The sequence below is a fragment of the Nocardioides litoris genome (genome assembly GCF_006346315.1).
GTDB classification, from domain to species: Bacteria; Actinomycetota; Actinomycetes; order Propionibacteriales; family Nocardioidaceae; genus Nocardioides; species Nocardioides litoris.
Map to the genome: position 1 here is coordinate 317,099 of NZ_VDMR01000004.1, position 19,663 is coordinate 336,761.

17 protein-coding genes are annotated in these 19,663 nt (G+C 74.7%); 11 read left to right on the forward strand and 6 right to left on the reverse strand.

Features of this window, described 5'->3' with window-relative positions; genetic code table 11:
* Nucleotides 1-65: 65 nt before the first annotated feature.
* From FJQ57_RS15655 to FJQ57_RS15665, 3 genes are all read right to left on the reverse strand, one after another.
* The gene (locus tag FJQ57_RS15655; protein ID WP_139981920.1) at nt 66-2,717 is read right to left on the reverse strand and encodes a rhamnan synthesis F family protein; all 2,652 of its coding nucleotides are present in this window, start codon (nt 2,715-2,717) and stop codon (nt 66-68) included.
* Nucleotides 2,714-3,226, reverse strand: coding sequence for a hypothetical protein (locus FJQ57_RS15660; RefSeq protein ID WP_139981923.1), 513 nt, complete (start codon nt 3,224-3,226; stop codon nt 2,714-2,716). The genes FJQ57_RS15655 and FJQ57_RS15660 overlap by 4 nt, the downstream gene beginning before the upstream one ends.
* A 110-nt stretch (nt 3,227-3,336) precedes the next feature.
* A complete protein-coding gene (locus FJQ57_RS15665) occupies nt 3,337-4,143 on the reverse strand; it encodes a glycosyltransferase family 2 protein (RefSeq protein ID WP_139981926.1) in 807 nt (268 codons plus the stop codon).
* A 134-nt stretch (nt 4,144-4,277) separates the two neighbouring features.
* Between FJQ57_RS15665 and FJQ57_RS15670 the strand changes: the two genes are divergently transcribed.
* From FJQ57_RS15670 to FJQ57_RS15695, 6 genes are all read left to right on the forward strand, one after another.
* Complete coding sequence (locus FJQ57_RS15670) at nt 4,278-5,030, forward strand: sulfotransferase (RefSeq protein WP_139981929.1); 753 nt, start codon at nt 4,278-4,280, stop codon at nt 5,028-5,030.
* Nucleotides 5,027-5,341 (forward strand): hypothetical protein, encoded by a 315-nt coding sequence (locus tag FJQ57_RS15675; RefSeq protein WP_139981931.1) that lies wholly within the window; start codon nt 5,027-5,029, stop codon nt 5,339-5,341. Before FJQ57_RS15670 ends, FJQ57_RS15675 begins: the two co-directional genes overlap by 4 nt.
* Nucleotides 5,338-6,192, forward strand: coding sequence for a hypothetical protein (locus FJQ57_RS15680; RefSeq protein WP_139981933.1), 855 nt, complete (start codon nt 5,338-5,340; stop codon nt 6,190-6,192). The genes FJQ57_RS15675 and FJQ57_RS15680 overlap by 4 nt, the downstream gene beginning before the upstream one ends.
* Complete coding sequence (locus tag FJQ57_RS15685) at nt 6,189-7,331, forward strand: glycosyltransferase family protein (RefSeq protein ID WP_170219460.1); 1,143 nt, start codon at nt 6,189-6,191, stop codon at nt 7,329-7,331. Before FJQ57_RS15680 ends, FJQ57_RS15685 begins: the two co-directional genes overlap by 4 nt.
* A 151-nt stretch (nt 7,332-7,482) precedes the next feature.
* Nucleotides 7,483-8,799 carry an ammonium transporter gene (locus FJQ57_RS15690; RefSeq protein ID WP_139981938.1) on the forward strand — a complete coding sequence of 439 codons (1,317 nt, stop codon included), beginning with the start codon at nt 7,483-7,485 and terminating at the stop codon, nt 8,797-8,799.
* Nucleotides 8,796-9,134, forward strand: coding sequence for a P-II family nitrogen regulator (locus FJQ57_RS15695; RefSeq protein WP_139981941.1), 339 nt, complete (start codon nt 8,796-8,798; stop codon nt 9,132-9,134). Before FJQ57_RS15690 ends, FJQ57_RS15695 begins: the two co-directional genes overlap by 4 nt.
* A gap of 72 nt (nt 9,135-9,206) precedes the next feature.
* Here the strand turns inward: FJQ57_RS15695 and FJQ57_RS15700 are convergent, their stop codons facing one another.
* The gene (locus FJQ57_RS15700; RefSeq protein WP_170219461.1) at nt 9,207-12,176 is read right to left on the reverse strand and encodes a glycosyltransferase; all 2,970 of its coding nucleotides are present in this window, start codon (nt 12,174-12,176) and stop codon (nt 9,207-9,209) included.
* Nucleotides 12,177-12,229: 53 nt separating this feature from the next.
* The gene (locus tag FJQ57_RS15705; RefSeq protein WP_170219462.1) at nt 12,230-13,123 is read right to left on the reverse strand and encodes a rhamnan synthesis F family protein; all 894 of its coding nucleotides are present in this window, start codon (nt 13,121-13,123) and stop codon (nt 12,230-12,232) included.
* A 180-nt stretch (nt 13,124-13,303) separates the two neighbouring features.
* Here FJQ57_RS15705 and FJQ57_RS15710 point away from each other — a divergent pair, with 180 nt between their 5' ends.
* The 3 genes from FJQ57_RS15710 to FJQ57_RS15720 are packed head-to-tail and all read left to right on the forward strand — an operon-like array spanning nt 13,304 to nt 17,258.
* A complete protein-coding gene (locus tag FJQ57_RS15710; protein WP_246081842.1) occupies nt 13,304-14,665 on the forward strand; it encodes an ammonium transporter in 1,362 nt (453 codons plus the stop codon).
* Nucleotides 14,662-15,000, forward strand: a complete 339-nt coding sequence (locus tag FJQ57_RS15715) for a P-II family nitrogen regulator (RefSeq protein WP_139981948.1) — start codon at nt 14,662-14,664, stop codon at nt 14,998-15,000. Before FJQ57_RS15710 ends, FJQ57_RS15715 begins: the two co-directional genes overlap by 4 nt.
* 2 nt (nt 15,001-15,002) lie before the next feature.
* Nucleotides 15,003-17,258, forward strand: coding sequence for a [protein-PII] uridylyltransferase (locus FJQ57_RS15720; RefSeq protein WP_170219463.1), 2,256 nt, complete (start codon nt 15,003-15,005; stop codon nt 17,256-17,258).
* Nucleotides 17,259-17,274: 16 nt separating this feature from the next.
* Here FJQ57_RS15720 and FJQ57_RS15725 read toward each other — a convergent pair whose 3' ends face one another.
* Nucleotides 17,275-17,562 (reverse strand): hypothetical protein, encoded by a 288-nt coding sequence (locus FJQ57_RS15725; protein WP_139981954.1) that lies wholly within the window; start codon nt 17,560-17,562, stop codon nt 17,275-17,277.
* A 112-nt stretch (nt 17,563-17,674) separates the two neighbouring features.
* Here FJQ57_RS15725 and ffh point away from each other — a divergent pair, with 112 nt between their 5' ends.
* Both ffh and FJQ57_RS15735 read left to right on the forward strand, forming a co-directional pair.
* Complete coding sequence (ffh, locus tag FJQ57_RS15730; RefSeq protein WP_139981956.1) at nt 17,675-19,246, forward strand: signal recognition particle protein; 1,572 nt, start codon at nt 17,675-17,677, stop codon at nt 19,244-19,246.
* Between the two features lie 3 nt (nt 19,247-19,249).
* Complete coding sequence (locus FJQ57_RS15735) at nt 19,250-19,639, forward strand: NYN domain-containing protein (protein ID WP_139981959.1); 390 nt, start codon at nt 19,250-19,252, stop codon at nt 19,637-19,639.
* The last annotated feature ends 24 nt before the right edge of the window (nt 19,640-19,663 follow it).

Below are 19,663 nucleotides of genomic sequence, written 5' to 3' on the forward strand. Positions count from 1 at the left end.
GAACTCCGCCACGGCACGGTCAGGGTCGCCCACGGGGGGCCAGGCGGAGTGGTCGTGCTGCTCGGTCACGACGGGCTCCCCCCGTCGACGGCGGCGAGGACGGCGCGGCGCGCCCGGCGGGCCACGCGGTCGCCGGCGCGCCCGTCGGGCACCTCGGTCCAGGCGGCCCGGGCCCGCGCGAGGCGCGCGCGGGTCATCTCGTCGAGGGCCTCCTCGGGCCGGGTCAGCTCGTCGAGCGCGGTCCGCAGCCCCGTGGCGTCGCGGCACACGCGGCCCGGGAAGACCCGGTCGAGGTCGTGGATCGGCTCGACCGGCGGGTCGAGGTCGGGCAGCAGGCTGACGACGCGTCTGCCGAGGGTCGCCATGGTCACCGCCACGCCGTGGGCGTCGGTGAGCACCGCGTCGGCTGCGCGGAGCACGGCCTCCGTCGTGGGGGCCACGTGGGGGGACAGGTCGAGGGCCCACGGCTCGGTTGCCCGCGACCAAACCCGGGACAGGTCGGTGCGGGCCTCCCGGATCCCGACGGCCCAGCCGGCACCCTCGGACCACGACCGCAGCACCTCGACGGTCTCCGGACCCGGCGGGGCGTCGAGCGCGGGCCCCACCGGGCAGACCAGCAGCAGCGGCCGGCCGGCCAGCCTCTCCCGGAGCTCCCGCTCGCCCCGGCGCACGTCGGCGGGCAGCGCGGCCTCGTCACGGACGAGCAGGTCGCGCGCGGGTGCCCCGACCCGCCACACGTCGGCGTACCGCGACGCCCGGTGGGCCGCGGTGACGGCGACGTGGTCCATCGACGAGACCGCGAGGTAGGTCCACGACGTCGGCTCGGGTGGGCGGGTGTCGGCGCCCGGGGGCAGCGGCCGCAGGGCGCTCCAGGGGAGCAGGTGCGGGTGGTCGCCGAGGACGTGCACGGACCGTCGGTTCAGGAGCAGCCGGTAGCCGAGGGTCCGGTGGGGGTGCTGGGTCACGAAGACCTGGCCGCAGCGCACGACGTGCTGCAGGCCCTCCTCGGAGGCGAGGGGCACCTCCGTGACGCGCTCGCCCTCGAGGCCGAGGCGCCGGCCCCGCGTCAGGAGCACCTTGTGCACGGTCGGGTCGGCCGCGACCGCCTCGAAGACCGCGCGCGTGGTCGGCGGGAGGTCGTCGGTCTCGGGGTCGACCGGGAAGGCCCACCAGTGGTCGAACAGCGGCGTGTCGCGGTCGAGGTCACGGACCGCGGCGCGGTCGGGGCGGCGGTCGGCGGGCCGGTCCTCGGTGATGGCGAAGCTGCGGGTGAGCTTGTCGTGGGGGGCCGTGCGCAGCAGGTGCGCCTCGACGGGGTCGAGGTCCGCCTCGGCTGCGACGGCCCCGACGCGGTCGCGCCAGTGCCGCAGCCCGGGCACGTCGTAGTGGTTCTGGTACAGGAAGTAGCGCTTGAGCAGCGGGAAGCCCTGCTCGAGCAGCGTGAAGTACTCCTCGGTGAACAGCGGGTGGAAGGGGTGCACCGCGGGCAGCCACGTGTCGAACGGGTGGCCGCCGGCCAGCAGCGTGTGGGTGAGCCCGATCTCGTACTTGTGGATGATCGCGGCCTTGCCCCGCTGCCGGTGCACCGAGGAGAGCAGCCGGACGAACCCGTCGTCGTCGAGGACCGGGCGCCGGTAGGCCAGGAAGTAGCTGCCGACGTGGAAGTCGTAGACGTCGTCGTCCTCCCAGCGGGCCAGCTCGTGCCGGCGTACGTCGTCGAGCGGGAGGGGCCGCCTGAACTGGTTGGACGGGGCGTCGACGGTGGCGGCGAGGCCCTTGGTGGCCTGGAGGCCCCACCAGTCGCAGGCCCGCGCGTCCATCCGCTCGAAGACCGCGTCGAGCGGGCGGAGCAGGTAGCAGGAGTCGTTGACCAGGAGCAGCTCGTCGTAGGAGCGGACGACGTCCCAGCCGACCAGCTCCTGGGCGAGCATCGCGTAGGAGCCGAAGTCGTAGCAGCCGTGCCGCACCGCCCACGCTCCCCGCGTGATGCCGTCGAGCTTGGCCAGCTCGCGCTGCGGGAGGTAGCCGTCGCACAGGTAGTAGACGTCCGCGAAGCGGCTCAGCTCGCGGACGTAGTGCACCACCGTGTCGTCGACCACGCCCTGGGCGTCGAACCCGGCGAAGAGGCAGACGCGGCGCACCGGTCGGTCCTGGGGCAGCTCCCAGCCACTGCCCTCGGCGAGCTCGACCGGTCGGCCCGGGAACCCGGCCGGCCGTCCGAGGACCAGGTGGTGCACGAACGGGTTGACCAGCTCGACCGCAGGGTCGAGCCGGGTGCACCAGTACCACCACGTGTCGAAGCCGCGGCAGGGCCGGTGCAGTCGTCGCCAACCGACGCGGCAGAAGTGCGCCACCGGGTCCTCGTCACCGACGTCACCGGCCTGCGCGAGGTACAGGTCGCGGTCGAAGGCACCGCTGGCCCTGACCAGTTCGACGTCGCGCAGCAGCTGGGGGTCGTCGGCCGCGGGAGGCGCCTGCTCGAGCTGTCCGACGGAGCGGGCGGTCGTGCTGCGGTCCTCGAGGTCGGCGATGACGGGACCGGGTGGCTCACCGGCCCCGACCCCGTGGGCGAGCCAGTGGTCCATCGGGTCGTCGCCGTCGGCGAGGCCGGCCCGGGCGGCGTACCAGTCGGCGTCGAACCAGCCGGACCGCCGGACGAAGTCGGCCCGGACGTCCGGCGGGACGACGTCCTCGCAGGCTGGGACAGGCACCCTCATGCCTGGTCCGGCTGCTCGGCCCCGGTCTCGCCGAGGAGGTGCGCCACCAGGGGGTTGCGTCCGCTCTCGGCCACCCCGGGGTGCTCACGCAGGAAGCGCCGGGTGTCGAAGTCGGGGGAGGGGTCCCAGCCGAGCTCGGCGCCGTGCCGCAGGAAGTGCAGGGCCGGGTCGAGCGAGGTCGTGACGACCTCGGGGTGCTCGAGGAGGTAGAACGCAGGGTCGAAGAGGTCGGACCCGCGGACCAGGTCGAGCTGGTCCCGCTCCGGGTCGGGACGCCCGGCGGCGCGGCGTACCCGGCCGGCGACCCGGGACCCCACGGTCGGGGCCGAGAGCAGGTCGGCGGCGGCGGAGGCGAGCCGGAGGCCGCGCTGACGCAGCCGGCGGCGTCGCACCTCGCTCGCGGCGAGGGCCTCGGCGGCCTCCTCCTGCTGACGTCGCGCGAGGGCGAGCTCCGCCCGGCACGTCGCCAGGTCCTCGGCGAGCTCCTCACAGCGACACTCGGTCGGCAACGACTCCTCCTCGATCAACTGGCAACGACGGCGCATCGACGGCGCGCCCTGCTGCGGCGTCGCGACATGGTAGTCGCCGGCCCGGCGGTCGACGACGGCGCTCTCCGGGGTCAGGAGCGCTCGAGGGCGGCCGGTTCGACCTCGAGGGTGGAGGGCCAGCGGCGTACCAGGGCCAGGCCGAGCGCGACCACGGCGCGGACGAGGTAGAGCGCCGCCCGGGCGGGGGACTGGCTGGCCACCCCACCCGCGCGCGGCAGCATCACGACGGGGACCTGGGTGACCGCGCACCCGGTGCGCAGGGCGATCACGAGGGACTCGACCGTGTCGCCGAGGTACTCGGCCGGGTAGTGCACGGCGAAGGTCGTCATGGCGCGGCGGTTGACGACCCGGAACCCGCTGGTGACGTCGGTCAGGCGGGTGCCGGCGAGCCTGCTCAGCACCACGGCCAGCATCCGCATCGCGAGGCCACGGGCCAGGCCGACCCGGTAGTCGCCGAGCCCGGCGAAGCGGGCGCCGATGACGATGTCGGCGCCGCGCCCCTCGCCGGTGCCACCCGGGGGGGCCGCCCCGGAGGTCCCGCCGAGGTCGAGCGCGTCGACGAGGTGAGCCAGGTAGGCCGGGTCGTGCTGGCCGTCGGCGTCGACCTGGGCCGCGACGTCGTACCCGTGCCGGACCGCGTAGCGGTAGCCGGTCCGCATGGCACCGCCCACCCCGAGGTTGTAGGGGAGCTGGCACACCAGCGCACCGGACTCCCGGGCGCGGCCGGCGGTGTCGTCGCCCGACCCGTCGTCGACGACGAGCACGTCGTAGTGCGGGTGGGCCTCGCGGAGGGTCTGGACGGTCGCTCCCACGGTGGCGCTCTCGTTCCACGCCGGGACGATGACCAGCACGCGCGGCGACGTGGAGCGGGCTGGCATGCGGCGCATCCTACGGACGCTCGTGCCGTCGCCGCGTCCGGCCCGTCGGCGGGCGCCGGTGGGCTAGGGTCTGGGGTTGCCACCACGTGGGACGTCCACGACGGGGCAGCCCGTGGCGCCAGGAGGGCTCGGACATGCAGGTCGTGGTCACCGGGTTCGGCCACAGCGGAACCGCAGCCGTCGCGTCGGAGCTGCGCGGCGCGGGACTCCCGCTCGGTGGGCACGGTGAGCCGTCCACCTCCGGGTGCGACCGGCCCACCGACGACGACGTCCACCGGGTCCTCGACGCCGTGCACGCGAGGCACGGTGACGACCGGGCTGCCGCCGAGACCGTCCTGCACCACGTCGGGGTCGACCAGTGGCGGGCACTGCGCCAGCTCGCCCGGACCCGCGAGGTCGCCCACGACGTCTGGGGCTTCGCCGACCCGCTGGCGGTGTCGCTGCTCGGGGTGTGGAAGCACGTGCTGCCCGATGCGCGCTTCGTGCTCGTCTTCCGCGAGCCGCGGCACTGCGTGGCGTCGTTGACCGCGTGCGACGGCGAGCACGGGCCGTACGCCGACGGCGTCGACGCGGCGGTGCGCCGCTGGTGCACCGCCAACCGCTCCCTGGTGTCGTTCGCCCGGGCGCACCCCGACGACTGCGTGGTCGTCGACCACGCCGACCTGGTGCAGGGCAAGGAGGTGGCACAGGAGCTCCGGGAGCGGCTGGGCGTGCCCCTCCGACCCGGCGCGGCGAGCCGTGGTGCGGGGACCGTGGGCGGGGCTCCCGCACCTCGCAGCACGCCCGCCGTCGACCCGGTCGCCCCCGTGCTCGACCCGCGCCTGCAGCAACGGCTCGAGGAGACGTGGACCGACCTGCTCGAGCTGGGCGGACGGAGCGCGGCATGAGTGCCGAAGACCCGACTGCCGGGGGCAAGGGCACCAGCGGCAACCGGGACCACGACGTGGTCCTCGAGCGCGAGGCGGAGCTGCTGCGCGCAGAGGTCGCCCACCTGCGGGCGCGGTTGGCCGCGGCGGAGGCGGAGTCGGCCCGGCCGGCGGCCCAGCGCGGGGGGCCGGAGCAGGCGGGTCGGCGTGCGCGGGAGGACCTGCTGTGGCTCCTCCGGCGGCTGGAGTCCAGTCCGGCCCGTCCCCTGCTGCGGCGGCGCGCGGGGTACCGACGGCTCCTGCGCACCTACCTGCCGACCGACGGCGCGTGAGCATGCCTCCATCGGAGCGGGTCCGCTGGGAGGCGCACCACGAGACCGGCGAGGCCTCTGCCCGGCGCCTCGACGGCGCCGGTGAGCTCCTCGTCGAGGACCCCCGGACCTTCCGCTGGTCCCTGCTCGACGCTCGTCCGGACCTCCCCGTCGTCGTCCGGCTCCCGGCCGGGGCGACCGCCGCGGACGTGCGCCGGGTGCTCGGCCCGGTGCTCGGGCGGCTGACGGAGCACGACCGCCTCGTCGGCGCGGACGACGACGTGCGTCGCCAGCTCGTCGAGGAGGACGGTGTGCCAGCGGCGGCCTGGACGACCGAGGTGCCGCCTGACCGGTCCTCGGCCGGCGTCCGCGGCGCCAAGGGTCGGACGCTGGCCTGCGCGGCTGCCGTGGCGGAGGAGCTGCGTCGGCTGGACGCGCTCCAGCAGGCGGCCCTGCAGGTCGAGGTGGTCGGCGGGGATGGCGCTGCGGCGCCCGTGCGCCAGGCCTCCGGCCTCACGGTCCGGCGGCACGGGCTCGCCACGGCTCCGGACGCGCTGTTCGTCCCGCGCCCGCACGTCGTCGTCGCCTGGCTGCCCGAGGGCGGCTGCTCGGCGACGGAGGCCACCGCGGAGCTCGGCCTCGCCGGCGGACGGATCGGCCCCGGCAAGCACCTGGTGGTCCGGGCGACGGTCGTGCCGGAACCCGGCGGGCGCGACGTCCTCGGGACGTCCGAGCTGCTCGAGGCCGTCGACCGCGTGCTGGGGGGCGCCGGGCACCTCGCGGAGCTCCGCTCTGTCCGCGCGCCCGGGCACGCGTGTGCCCGGGACGTGGTCCTGGTCCTCATGGTGCTCGGACCGGGGGACTCGTCGTGAGGATCGTCGTGCTCGCCAACGACGTGGTGCCGGGCATGGGCATGCCGGTCGCCGCTCCTGGGCTCCGGGCGTGGGGCCTGGCCGAGGGGCTGCGCGGGCTGGGTCACGAGGTGCTGCTGGCGGTGGACGCCTGGGCCGTGGGCCAGGCGTGGCGCGGAGCGGTCCCGCCGCCTCGCCCCCGCGGGTGCGTGGTGCTGGCGCCGCGCCAGGTCTCGACGCTGGCGCGCACCCGGGGCTTCGACCGGTTGGTCATCACCAACTCCAACCACATCGACCGCATCGGCGACCTCGGTCGGTGCCAGCTGGTCTACGACTTCTTCGCCCCGAAGATGCTCGAGCTCGCCGAGAACGTCGGCCGGGCTGACCAGGAGGCGGCGATGGCCTCGTTGCGCGAGCGCAAGCTGCAGGCCCTGGGACGCAGCTCGGCGATCATCGTGAACGGCGCCAAGAAGCTCGACTACGCCCGGGAGTGGGCCCAGCTGGCCGGACGGGCCGAGGTCCCGATGGCGGTGGTCAACCCGGGGCTGCCCCCGTTGGCGCCCGACCCTGCCCCCACCGACCGCCTGCAGATCATCGTCTCCGGCTACCTGCAGCCGTGGTCGCGGCCCGGCGCGTGGGTCGAGGCGGTGCTGCCGCTGATGGACGCGGGCCTGGTGGACCTGCACCTGATCGTCGGCGAGCACTGGGCCTCGCGCTACGACTCCGCACGCGCCTCCGACCTCATCGACCGCCTCGCCACCCACCCGCGGGCGGTGCGGCACGGGCTGCTCGACTTCGAGGACTTCCGCAGGCTGCTCTCGCGGTGCCACGTCAACGTCGACGTCTTCGAGCGCAACCCCGAGCGCGAGCTGGCCATGGTCACCCGGTCGCTCGTGGCCCTGTCGGCCGGACTGCCGACGATGCACGTCGACTTCACCGAGGTCAGCCCGTGGATCGCCGAGCACGACGCCGGCTGGCTCGTCCCCGAGGGCGACGTCACCTCGGTGCGGGAGATCCTGCGCAGCGTCGCAGTCGACCGGTCCCTGCTCGACGCCAAGCGGGCCGGTGCCCGGAGCATCGCCGAGAACATCACCGAGCCCCGCGTCGCCGCCGCCCCGCTCGACCGGCTGCTGCGGCGGGGCGACGAAACGTCGGCGTAACACCAGCGCCGAAGACGTTCCACCGCCGTAACAGCCACCTCGGCCCAGCGAAATACCGCGCGGCGAGGGTTCTCGACGTACGAGGCGGCGTGGTGCCGATGGACGCCACCCCGCCGCCCACCCGAGCAATCCCTTCCCACATGGAGGTCCTGTGGACGGCTATTACGCCTTCATGCTCATCGCGACCGCGTTGGTGCTGATGATGACGGTGCCCGCGCTGGCGCTGTTCTACGGCGGCATGACGCGGTCGAAGTCCGTGCTCAACATGATGATGATGAGCTACGTCGCCGCCGCGATCGTCGGCATCCTGTACGTCGCGATCGGCTGGTCGATGGGCTGGAGCGGTGACGCCGAGAGCGGGGGCACCTTCTTCGCCAACCCGTTCGACCTCTTCTGGCTCAAGGACGTCCCGACGGACACCTACGTGTTCGTGATGTTCCAGATGACCTTCGCCATCATCACCTGCGCGCTGATCAGCGGCGCGGTCGCGGACCGGATGAAGTTCTCGGCCTGGCTGGTCTTCGTGCCGATCTGGGCGGTCGTCGTCTACTTCCCGCTGGCGCACATGGTTTTCAGCTGCACCGCCGACTCCCTCATCTGCGGTCGCATCGGCGCCCAGGACTACGCCGGCGGCACGGCGGTGCACATCAACGCCGGTGTCGCGGCGCTGGTGCTCGTGCTGCTGCTCGGCAAGCGGACCGGCTGGCCCAAGGACAAGATGCGGCCGCACAACCTGACCCTCACCATGCTCGGCGCGGGCCTGCTCTGGTTCGGCTGGTACGGCTTCAACGTCGGCTCGATCGTCGTCGTCGACCAGGACATCCCGGCCGAGATGGGTCGCACCTTCGCCAACACCACCCTGGCCACCATGGCCGCCATCCTCGGCTGGCTCGCCGTGGAGCGGGTCCTGCACGGCAAGGCCACCTCACTCGGCGCCGCGTCGGGCATCGTCGCGGGCCTCGTGGCCATCACCCCGGCCGCCGGAGCCGTCGACATCTCCGGTGCCGTGGCCATCGGCGTCATCGCCGGCGCGGTGTGCGCCTGGGCCGTCGGCCTGAAGTTCAGGCTCGGGTTCGACGACTCCCTCGACGTGGTGGGTGTGCACCTCGTCGGCGGCATCGTCGGCACCGTCCTCATCGGGGTCTTCTCCACCGCGGACGGCGCGGGAGGTGTCGACGGCCTGCTGTACGGCGGCGGGGCCGACTCCCTGGTCGACCAGACCCTGGGTGCGCTCGTGGCCATCGCCTACTCCGGCGTCCTGACCCTCGTCATCGGTCTGGCCCTGAAGTACACGATCGGCCTGCGGCTCGACGTCGACGACGAGGTCGGCGGCATCGACCTGGCCGAGCACGGGGAGAACGCCTACGACCTCCACTCGGGGAGCTTCAGCTCCGCCGGCGGCGGCACGGGTGTGCTCGCCAAGTCCACGACCAGCCCCCTGACCAAGAACGAAGGTGCCTCGGCATGAAGCTCGTGACCGCGGTGATCAAGCCGCACAAGTGGGAGGACGTCCGCGAGGCGCTCGAGACCTTCGGCGTCACCGGGATGACCGTGAGCGAGGTCTCGGGCTACGGCCGCCAGAAGGGACACACCGAGGTCTACCGCGGCGCGGAGTACGACATCGCGCTGGTGCCCAAGATCCGCATCGAGATCGTGGTCGACGACGCCGACGCCGACGACGTCGTGGGGATCGTGGTCAAGACCGCGCAGACCGGGCGCATCGGCGACGGCAAGGTCTGGGTGAGCCCGGTCGAGACCGTCGTGCGGGTCCGCACCGGCGACAAGGACGAGGCCGCCCTCTGACCCGCGGCTCCCCGGCCGTCGATGCCCAGCGACCCCTGCGGGTCGCTGGGCGTCGACGCGTCCGGGGGCGGCTCAGCTGCCGGGCTCGACCCCCGTACGCCGACGCACGAGTGCCAGGACGTCGTCGAGCAGGCGGCGGGCCCGGACCTCGTAGGAGTGGTCGCGGGCGAGCTCGGTGGCGATCCGGCGTCGTTCGTCGAGAGCAGGGAAGAAGCGGTCGGGTGAGCGCACGGCGTCGAGCAGGTCGACCTCGTCGAGGGAGTGCACGAGCCCGCCCAGCACCGCGCGGGCCTCGGGACGGTCGGTGAGGATGCGGGCGCCCGTGGCGGCCGCGCGGAACAGTCGGCTGCTCAGCGGACCGGCGTGGCGGCGCGTCGCGGGGTGCTCGTAGAGGACGACGGCCGCGGAGTCGAGGGCCTGGCGGAGGGCCTTGTCGCCGCGGCCGAGCATCGTCGTGACCGTCACGTCACTGGGGAGCACGGCCCGGACGTGGGCGGCCTCCGGGTCGGTCGCGTTGCTCAGGACCAGCAGGTCGTGGGTCCCGTCGGAGGTGTGGGCCGGGTCGAACCACCGCTGGTCGAAGGCGGGCAGCAGCGGCTGCACCTCCAGGCCCCACGCCTCGGACCGGGAGCGGGCCCAGGACGCGTCAGCGGCGTACACCAGGTCGAAGCCCGCCGCCTCGGACGGCGAGACCTGCTCCTGGTGCCCGACGACCCAGAGCAGGTTGGCCAGCCCCGGACGTGGCTGCACGGAGTCCTGGCCGCGCAGCACCAGCAGCACGTCGTCGAGGTCGCGGGTGCCGCGCGCGCGCAGGTCGCGCGTGTCGACGGCCACCCGTTGGTCGAGCCGTTCCAGCTCGCGGGCGATCGCTCGCGCCTCGGAGGAGCCGGCGTTGCGGTCGGCCGCGTTGCCGACCGCAGAGGTGTCGATCGTCCAGCGCAACCGCGGCGGCCGCTCGGCGAGCCGCAGGCGCAGGGCCGGTGCGGTCACGACCGCCCGCGGCACCAGGAGACCGGGTCCGTCGCCCGGGGGCGCGGACGCCCGGTTGCGTCGGGCGACCACCTCGAAGCCCGCGGCGCGCCAGAGCTCGTCAGAGCCCGGCGGCGGGACGGGGTGCCGTCGCTCGAGCTCCCGCGCGCCCGCGTCGTACCCCGGGTCGTCGGTGAGGTCGCTGGCCCGGACCCGGGCCGTGGCGTCGGTGGCGAGCACGACGCGGCCGCCGGTGCGCAGGCCGAGGTCGGTCTCGGCGACCCCGTCGGGCAGCGCCGGGTCGAGCCCGCGGGCGTCGAGGAGCAGGGCCGCGCGCGCCACCACCACCGGGCCGAACGGTGCCGGCACCTGCCGCCGGTCGAGCGGTGTCGCGTCGGCGACGGGGTGGCCACCGAGGAGACCCTCGGGCCGGGTGCAGGTGCCGAAGGAGGCGCCCGCGGAGAGGACGGCGCCGCCGGGATGGGTGACCAGGAGCGGCTGCACGAGGTCGACCTGCGGGTCGTCCAGCACGTCGGCGGCCCGGACCACGGATCCGCGCTTGAGCCGGGTCCGGGGGCGGACCAGTGCCACCCGGTCACCGGTCGAGGCGACCAGGCCGAGGTCCAGCTCGAGGCTCGTCGTCAGCTCGCCGGGCGCCTCGAGCAGGCGGACGTCGGCGAGGAGCGAGGCCAGGGTCCGCAGCACGCGGCGTCGACCGGGCTCGAGGGCGCCGGCCACGACCACGAGCTCCACCCGGGCGGCGCGGGGTCGGCCGCGGATGCCGAGGCACCAGCTCACCGCCGTGCGGACGTCGTCGTCGCGCGTGGCGACGACCACGCTGACGAGGTCGGGGTCGCGAGCCCGGTCCGCGGCGGCATCCCAGTCGAGGAGGACGGGGGCGGCCGCGCGTGACCGTTCCATGGCCAGGCTGGGTCCGGGGGGCGGGTCCTCGGGCCGGCCCGGGCGGTCGAGCACGTCCGCGCCGTACCGGGCGGCCACCCGGAGCAGCAGGTCGAACCAGGCGCCACCGCCGCTGACGTCCGTCGCTGCGGGCCCGCCGACCGCGTGGTACGCCGGTCGTCGTACGACGACGAGGCCGGTCTCGGCCGGGGGGAGGTGGAGCAGGTCGCCCGCGTCGAGCGACGGGCGGGTCGGAGCGCCGCGGCCGACGGTGGTGACCACCGCCCCGGACCGGCTGCCGGTCAGGTGCTCGACCGCGGCCCGCAGGTGCCCGGGCCGCCAGGGGGAGTCGGGGTCGAGGACGGCGAGGCTTGCGCCGGTCGCCGCGCTCGCGGCCGCCGCGAGCGCGGCGACGGTCCCGGGCTCCTGCACGGCCGGGTCGAGGGACACGACGCGCACCCGGGGCTCGTGGTGGGCGATCCCGGCGAGCACGGACGCGGTGTCGTCGGTGGAGCCCTCGTCGACGGCGACCAGCTCCCACGACGCGGGCACCTCGGCCCGCACCTGGTCGAGCAGCTCCCGCAGCACCGGTGCGCGGTCGGTGGCGCGGAGCAGGACCGACACCAGGGGGGCCTCGCCGGGAGAGGAAGGCACGTCCGTCGCGGCGCGGCCGGCCCCGCCCGCCCGGCGGCCGTCGACCACCTCGGCGGGCTCGTGCAGGGCTCGGAAGGCGGCCTCGCGGAACCGGCCCCACGTGAGGCGGGGCGCCGCCGGCGGCGAGGGGAGGGGCGTCGACGCCCCGGCGTGGAAGACCCAGGTGGCGAGGACCCCGCCCTCCTCCACCCGGACCCGGTTGCCGCGCTCGTCGAGGATCCCCTCGACCGCGGTGTAGAGCTGCTCGACCCCGACGAGGGGGTGCGGAGTGCGTCGGCGCGCCTGCGGATCGTCGAGGAACCAGAGCAGCGGGTGGGCGTGGTGCGCCGACGCCGACCCGTCGGGGTCGAACCACGCCGGCTCGAAGAGGGGGTGCGGCGACAGGGTGCGGTCGGCCAGCAGCTCGTCGGCGGCGGCCCAGGGGCCGTCGACGTGGTGGCCGACCTGCTCGCCGATCCACTCCAGGTCGAGCAGGCCGCAGCGGACCAGGGTGAGGCGGTCGGCCCGGCTGGGGCTCACGGTCGCTGCTCGGCGGAGCTCCCGCAGCGAGGCGGGACGGGGCAGGTCGACCATCAGCCGGTGCGGTAGGCGAGGAGTCGGCCCGCCGGTCGGATCGGCCACGGGGCGGGCCGGGCGATGTGGGACGGACGCTCGGCGTAGGAGGTCTGGGTGCGTTCGAGGTAGGCCCGCACGCCGTCGAACTCGCGGGGGTAGCGCTGCTCGCAGGCGGCCAGCAGGGAGTCGGCCCCGAGGTAGTAGGGGTCGTAGCGGAGCGTGTCGACCTTGACCAGCGGGAGGCGGGCGCCGTCGAGGGCGGCGTCAGCGAGGCCCGCGGCCGGGTTGAACGCGGCGAAGAGGCGCAGGAACCGCTTGAGCGTGACGACCGAGCGGGGCAGCTCCCAGTGGTGCAGCGCGGCCCACCGGGCGCGGGCGAGGCCGAGCCGCGCCTCGCGCTCGTCGTAGTCGAAGTAGGTGTCGTAGGTGAACCCCGCGGCGGTGAACGTCGCCGACATGCCGACCTCGTAGTGCTTGATGACCTGGGCCCGCACCGACCGCGGGGTCATGTCACGCCAGAAGTCCTGGAAGGCCCGGGAGCCCGCCAGCCAGGGACGCACCACGAAGAAGTAGCTCTGCAGGTGCGGAGCCGGGCGGTTGTTGCGCGACATGCCCCAGAAGTCGACCGGTCGGTCGACCATGGCCGCGAAGATCTCGGGATAGGGCCGCAGCGGGCCGATGAAGGAGTCGTTGCACACGACCACCTCGTCCCAGCGCGTCAGGTCGCCGGCCACGTCGAGGCCGACCTTGTAGCTGAAGAAGTCGTAGCCCTCGTTGCGCCGCTCGACGAGCCGCGCCCGCGCGGACAGGAAGGCCCGCGCCTCCGCGCCGAGCTCGGCGGTCGTGACCACGACGAGCTCGTCGGTGGCCTCGGCCAGTGCGGTGACGTGGCGACGGGTGTGCGGTGCCACCTCACCCCGAGGGTCGAAGTGGGCCATCACTGCGAGTCTCTTCACCGACGTCCCTCCTCTCCGGGCCGCAGCATAGGTGCAGGAGCGACGCGGCCCGGCCCAGGGTCGGCGAAGCCCGCCGCCGTGAGACGTCCGGTGCGTTAACGCGGTCGTAACATCTCGCGCGCAGGGTTGCTGCCCGTGTCCTCCCTCGTGCTCCACCCGGCGCCGGCCGGGTACGCCCCGGTGCTCGCGATCGACTCCGGCACCACCGCGTGGTTGCTCGTCGCGACCGCGCTGGTGCTCCTCATGGCCCCCGGCCTCGCGCTGTTCTACGGCGGCATGGTCCGCTCCAAGGGCGTCCTGAACATGATGATGATGACCTTCGGCGCGCTCGCCGTGGTCGTGGTCGTCTGGACGCTGGTCGGCTACTCGATCGCCTTCGGTGACGACGTCGGCCTGGGCCTGCTCGGCGACCCCACCCAGTACGCCGGCCTCGGCCAGCTGCTGGAGGAGGGGAGCAACGGCGAGTCGGCGTACCCGCTCATCCTGTTCGCGATGTTCCAGGGCCTGTTCTGCGTCATCACCGCGGCGCTGGTCTCGGGCGCGATCGCCGACCGGGCCCGGTTCGGAGCGTGGATGGTGTTCGTGGCCGCGTGGACGGTGCTGGTCTACGCGCCCGTCGCGCACTGGGTCTTCGACTTCTCCTCGGGCGAGCACGTCGGCGGGTGGCTGGCCAACCGGGTCGGCCTCGTCGACTTCGCCGGCGGCACCGCGGTCGAGATCTGCTCGGGCGCCTCGGCGCTGGCCCTGGCGCTGGTGCTCGGGCCGCGGGTCGGCTTCGGCCGTGAGCCCATGCGCCCCCACAACCTGACCCTGGTCATGCTCGGCGCCGGCCTGCTGTGGTTCGGCTGGTTCGGGTTCAACGCCGGCTCGGCCCTGGCCGCGGACCACCGGGCCGCGGTCGTGCTCACCACCACGCTCCTCGCCGGGGCGACCGGCACCCTGGGCTGGCTGGCGGTCGAACGGCTGCGCGACGGCCACGCCACCTCGCTCGGCGCCGCCTCGGGCCTGGTCTCCGGCCTGGTCGCCATCACGCCGTCGTGCGGGTCGCTCTCACCGGCCGGCGCGCTGGCCATGGGCGCCCTGGCCGGCGTGGTCTGCGCCTACGCGGTCGGCCTGAAGTACAAGCTGGGGTACGACGACTCGCTCGACGTCGTCGGCGTGCACCTCGTCGGCGGGCTGGTCGGCACCTTCGGCCTGGGCCTGCTGGCCACCTCGGCCGCCCCGACCGGGGTCGACGGCCTCTTCTACGGCGGCGGGCTCGACCAGCTCGGCAAGCAGCTCGTCGGTGGCGGCGCGGTGCTCGTCTACGCGTTCGTCGTCTCCGGCATCATCGGCTGGGTGGTCGACAAGCTGATGGGCTTCCGCATCGACGAGGACCACGAGGTCAGCGGCATCGACCTCGTCGTCCACGCCGAGACGGCCTACGACCTCCACGCCACCGCCGGTGCCCGCTCCAGCGGGCCGTTCCTCGGCACCCCCAGGAAGGACGACGCATGAAGCTCGTGACCGCGGTGATCAAGCCGCACAAGTGGGAGGACGTCCGCCAAGCCCTCGAGGCCGCCGGCGTGACCGGCATGACGGTCAGCGAGGTCTCGGGCTACGGCCGCCAGAAGGGCCACACCGAGGTCTACCGGGGCGCGGAGTACGACATCAGCCTGGTGCCGAAGATCCGGGTCGAGATCGCCGTCGACGACGCCGACGTCGCCGAGGTCGTCGACGCCATCGAGCGCGGCGCGCGCACCGGCCGCATCGGTGACGGCAAGGTCTGGGTCACGCCGCTGGAGAGCGTGGTCCGCGTGCGCACCGGCGACCGCGACGCCGACGCGGTCTGAGGGTGACCGCCGAGGAGCGCGCACAGCGCACGGCCGCGGCTGACGCGCTCTGCTCCTCGGCGTACGCCGGCGCGGGCGGGCCCGACGTCGGGGTGGCCATGGTCGCGGTCGGCGGCTACGGCCGCGGCGAGCTGGCGCCGTGCTCCGACCTCGACGTCGTGCTGGTGCACGACGAGGGCGTCGACCTCGGCGAGCTGGCCGAGCTGGTCTGGTACCCGCTGTGGGACTCCGGCGCCCGCCTCGACCACTCCGTGCGCTCGCTGCCCGAGATGCTCACCGCCGCCGCGGCCGACCACCGGGTCGCCGCGGGCCTGCTCGACGTGCGCCACGTCGCGGGCGACCCCCACCTGACGCTGCGGCTGCGCACGACGACGCTCGCGCAGTGGCGCCGCGACGCCCGCGAGCGGCTGCCGGAGATCCGCAGGGCCACCGAGTCGCGGCACCGGTTGATGGGCGAGCTGGCGCACCTCTCGATCCCCGACCTCAAGGAGGCCGAGGGCGGCCTGCGCGACGCCACGGCCCTGCGCGGGCTCGTGGCCACCTGGCTGGTCGACGTGCCGCACACCGAGCTCGAGCGGAGCCGGCAGGTGCTGCTCGACGTCCGCGACCACGTGCACGACCTCGCCGGGCGGGCCACCGACCGGATCGCGCCCGAGGTGTGGCCCGACCTCGCGGCCCGGCTCGGGCTCGAGGACGAGCGCGGCGACGGCCGGGCGGCCCAGGTGCTCGTGCGCGAGGCCGGGCGCCGGATCACCCACCTGAGCCGCCTGGTCTGGCGCCGGGTCGACGGCGTGCTCGCCCGACCCGGCTCGCCGCGCACCGCCCGGCGACCGGTGCTCGAGCCGCTGGCGCCCGGCGTGGCGCTGTCCAAGGGCGAGGTGGTGCTCGGCAGGGGCGCCGACCCGGCCCGCGACCCCCTCCTGCTCCTGCGCGCCGCCACCGCCGCCGCCGAGCACGGCGTGGCCCTCGCGCCGCCGACGGCCGCGCGCCTGGCCCGGGAGGGCGCCCCGCTGCCCGAGCCGTGGCCCGAGGAGGCCCGTCAGCTGCTGGTGCGCCTGCTGGCCGCCGGCCGCGGGCTGCTCGAGGTCTGGGAGACCCTCGAGGAGACCGGCGCCCTGGGCCGGCTGCTGCCCGAGTGGGAGCGGGTGCGGATGCTCCCGCACGCCTCGGTCATCCACCGCTTCACCGTCGACCGCCACGTCGTCGAGACCTGCATCGAGGCCGCCGCGCTCATCCGCACCGTGGCCCGTCCCGACGTGCTCGTCGTCGCCGCGCTCCTGCACGACATCGGCAAGGGCGGGCTGACCGAGCACAGCGTGGCGGGGGAGCCGATCGCCCGCGCCGTGGCGACCCGGATCGGGTTCGACGCCGAGGAGGTCGACCTCGTCGGCTTGCTCGTGCGCTGGCACCTGCTGCTCGCCGAGACCGCCACCACCCGCGACCCCGACGACCCGGCGACCGTCGAGGTGGTCACCTCGCGGGTGCCCACGGCCGAGGCCCTCTCGCTGCTCATCGCGCTGACCGAGGCCGACGCCAAGGCCACCTCGCCCAAGGCCTGGACCTCCTGGCGCGCCGGCCTGGTCACCGACCTCGCCCGCCGGGCCCGGGCGGCCCTCGACACCGGCGTGGCGCCACCGCCGATCACCACCGACGAGGTGGAGGTGCCGGTCGAGCTGCTCGACGGACGGGCCGACGACACCGTGGTGCTGCGGGTCGAGGCGCTGCCCGACGGCAGCCGGGTCACCGCCGTGGCCCGCGACCGGGTCGGGCTGCTGGCCGACCTGGCCGCCATGTTCGCCCTCCAGCGCCTGCCCGTCCGGGCGGCGCGGGTCTGGGCGCAGGGCGAGCCCGGCGCCGAGGTCGGCGTCTCGGTCTGGGACGTCTCCTCCGACGAGGTCGACCCCGCCGTCCTGCGCACCCGGTACGACGCCGTGGTGGCCGGCCGGCTCGACCCGGGCGCCCGCTTCGCCGGGGCGCTGGCCGGGTCGGGGCTCGAGCCGACCGTCGCCGTCCGTGCCGAGGCGAGCGAGCAGGCCACCGTGCTCGAGGTGCGCGCCGCCGACCGGCCGGGCGCGCTGCACCTGGTCTGCGCCGCGCTGGCCCGGCTGGAGGTGACCGTGCGCTCGGCCCACGTCGACACGCTGGGACCGCAGGCCGTCGACGTGTTCTACCTGCAGGAGTCGGCCGCCGGCGCGCTGTCGGAGACCCGCGCGGCCGAGGCGGCCCATGCGGTCCGGGCGGCGCTCGGCGCGAACTGAGGCGCCCCGGGGCGGCTCAGGGGGCCGGCGGGGTCTTCTTGATGTGGATGCGGCCGGCCTGCAGGTCGACCCGCACCGGCCGGTCGTCGTCGTCGGGGGCCGGGAAGGCCTCGCCCTCGGTCTCCTTGGAGTCGAGGTCCTCCTTCATCCGTGCCCGGGCCGGGTCGAAGACGTCGAACCCACCGAACGCGTTGCCGACCCCGGCCGAGGAGGGTCCGGACTTGCCCAGCCCGCGGTGGCCGACGACGACGGCGACCACGCTCAGGACGAGCAGGGCGGCGACGGTGACGAGGGCGGTGACCACTCCTGAACGGTAACCCGGGCACCGTTACGCTGGGGCGGTTCATCCGGACCCGACCGGGCCCCGGCGCCCCGCGCCGCGCACAGCACGCACCACGACCACCGACGGGACAGCCGTGTTCGCCACCCTCTCCGACCGCCTCGCCGACACGTTCAAGAACCTCCGCGGCAAGGGCCGGCTCTCCGAGGCCGACATCGACGCCACCGCGCGCGAGATCCGCATCGCGCTGCTGGAGGCCGACGTCGCGCTGCCGGTGGTCAAGGAGTTCGTGGCCAAGGTCAAGGAGCGTGCCCGCGGGGCCGAGGTGAGCGGCGCGCTCAACCCGGCCCAGCAGGTCATCAAGATCGTCCACGAGGAGCTCGTCGAGATCCTCGGTGGCGAGACCCGCCGGCTGCGCTACGCCAAGAGCGGCCCGACCGTGGTCATGCTGGCCGGCCTCCAGGGCGCCGGCAAGACGACCCTGGCCGCCAAGCTCGCGCTGTGGGTGAAGGACCAGGGCAAGGCCCCGATGCTGGTGGCCTGCGACCTGCAGCGCCCCAACGCCGTCAACCAGCTGCAGGTCAACGGCGAGCGGGTCGGCGTCCCGGTCTTCGCGCCCGAGCCCGGCAACGGCGTCGGCGACCCGGTCGCGGTCGCGCGGGCCGCGATCGAGGAGGCCAAGCGCAAGCTGCACGACGTCGTCATCGTCGACACCGCCGGCCGCCTCGGCGTCGACGCCGAGCTCATGCAGCAGGCCGCCGACATCCGCGACGCCGTCCAGCCCGACGAGGTCCTCTTCGTCGTCGACGCCATGATCGGCCAGGACGCGGTCGTCACCGCGCAGGCCTTCCTCGACGGCGTCGGGTACGACGGCGTCGTCCTCACCAAGCTCGACGGCGACGCCCGCGGTGGTGCGGCGCTCTCGATCCGCCAGATCACCGGACGCCCGGTCATGTTCGCCTCCGCCGGCGAGAAGATGACCGACTTCGACCTGTTCCACCCCGACCGGATGGCCTCGCGCATCCTCGACATGGGTGACGTGCTCACCCTGATCGAGCAGGCCGAGCGCACCTTCGACCTCGAGCAGGCCAACGCCGCCGCGGCCAAGCTGTCGGGCCAGGGCGGGGAGTTCACCCTCGACGACTTCCTGCAGCAGATGCAGCAGGTCCGCAAGCTCGGCTCGATGTCGAAGATCCTCGGCATGCTGCCCGGCATGGGCCAGATGCGCGAGCAGCTGGAGAACTTCGACGAGCGCGAGATCGACCGGATCCAGGCGATCATCCAGTCGATGACGCCCGGCGAGCGCGCCAACCCCAAGATGATCGACGGGTCGCGCCGGGCCCGCATCGCCAAGGGCTCCGGGCGCACCGTCACCGACGTCAACCAGCTCGTCGACCGGTTCTTCGAGGCCCGCAAGATGATGCAGCAGCTGGCCCGGGGCGGCGGCATGCCGGGCATGCCGGGCATGCCCGGGATGCCGGGCGCCGGCGGCGGCCCGGGCAAGCGCGGCAAGGGCAAGCAGCAGCCCAAGAAGGGCCGCCAGCGCTCGGGCAACCCCGCCAAGGCCGCGCAGGAGGCCAAGGCCGCGCAGGAGAAGGCGGCGGCCGCCAAGGGCAACCCGTTCGGCACCCCCGGCGAGGACATCGACTACGAGAAGGCCGCGGCCAACCTCGAGCTGCCGCAGGACTTCTCGAAGTTCCTGAAGTAAGCCGTGGCCCGTCGCCCGCCCGGCACCGTCCTCGTCGTCGACGGCGCCAACGTCGTCGGGGCGCGTCCCGACGGCTGGTGGAAGGACCGCGCCGGCGCCGCCCAGCGGCTCCACGAGCGGCTGATGACCGCGGCGCTCCCGCACGACCTGGTCGTGCTCGTGCTGGAGGGCCAGGCCAAGGGCGGCGTGCGCGCGGGCCGCGACGCCCACGTCCGCACCGTGCACGCCGGCGGCAACGGCGACGACACGATCGTCGCCGAGACCGAGAAGGCCGCCGTCGCCGGCTCCCGGGTCAGCGTGGTCACCGCCGACCGGATCCTGATGGGGCGCGTGGAGTTCCACGGCGCGACGGTGATGAGCCCGACCTGGCTGCTCGGCGAGCTCGACGACTGAGCCGTCAGCTCCGGCCTAGGGTCT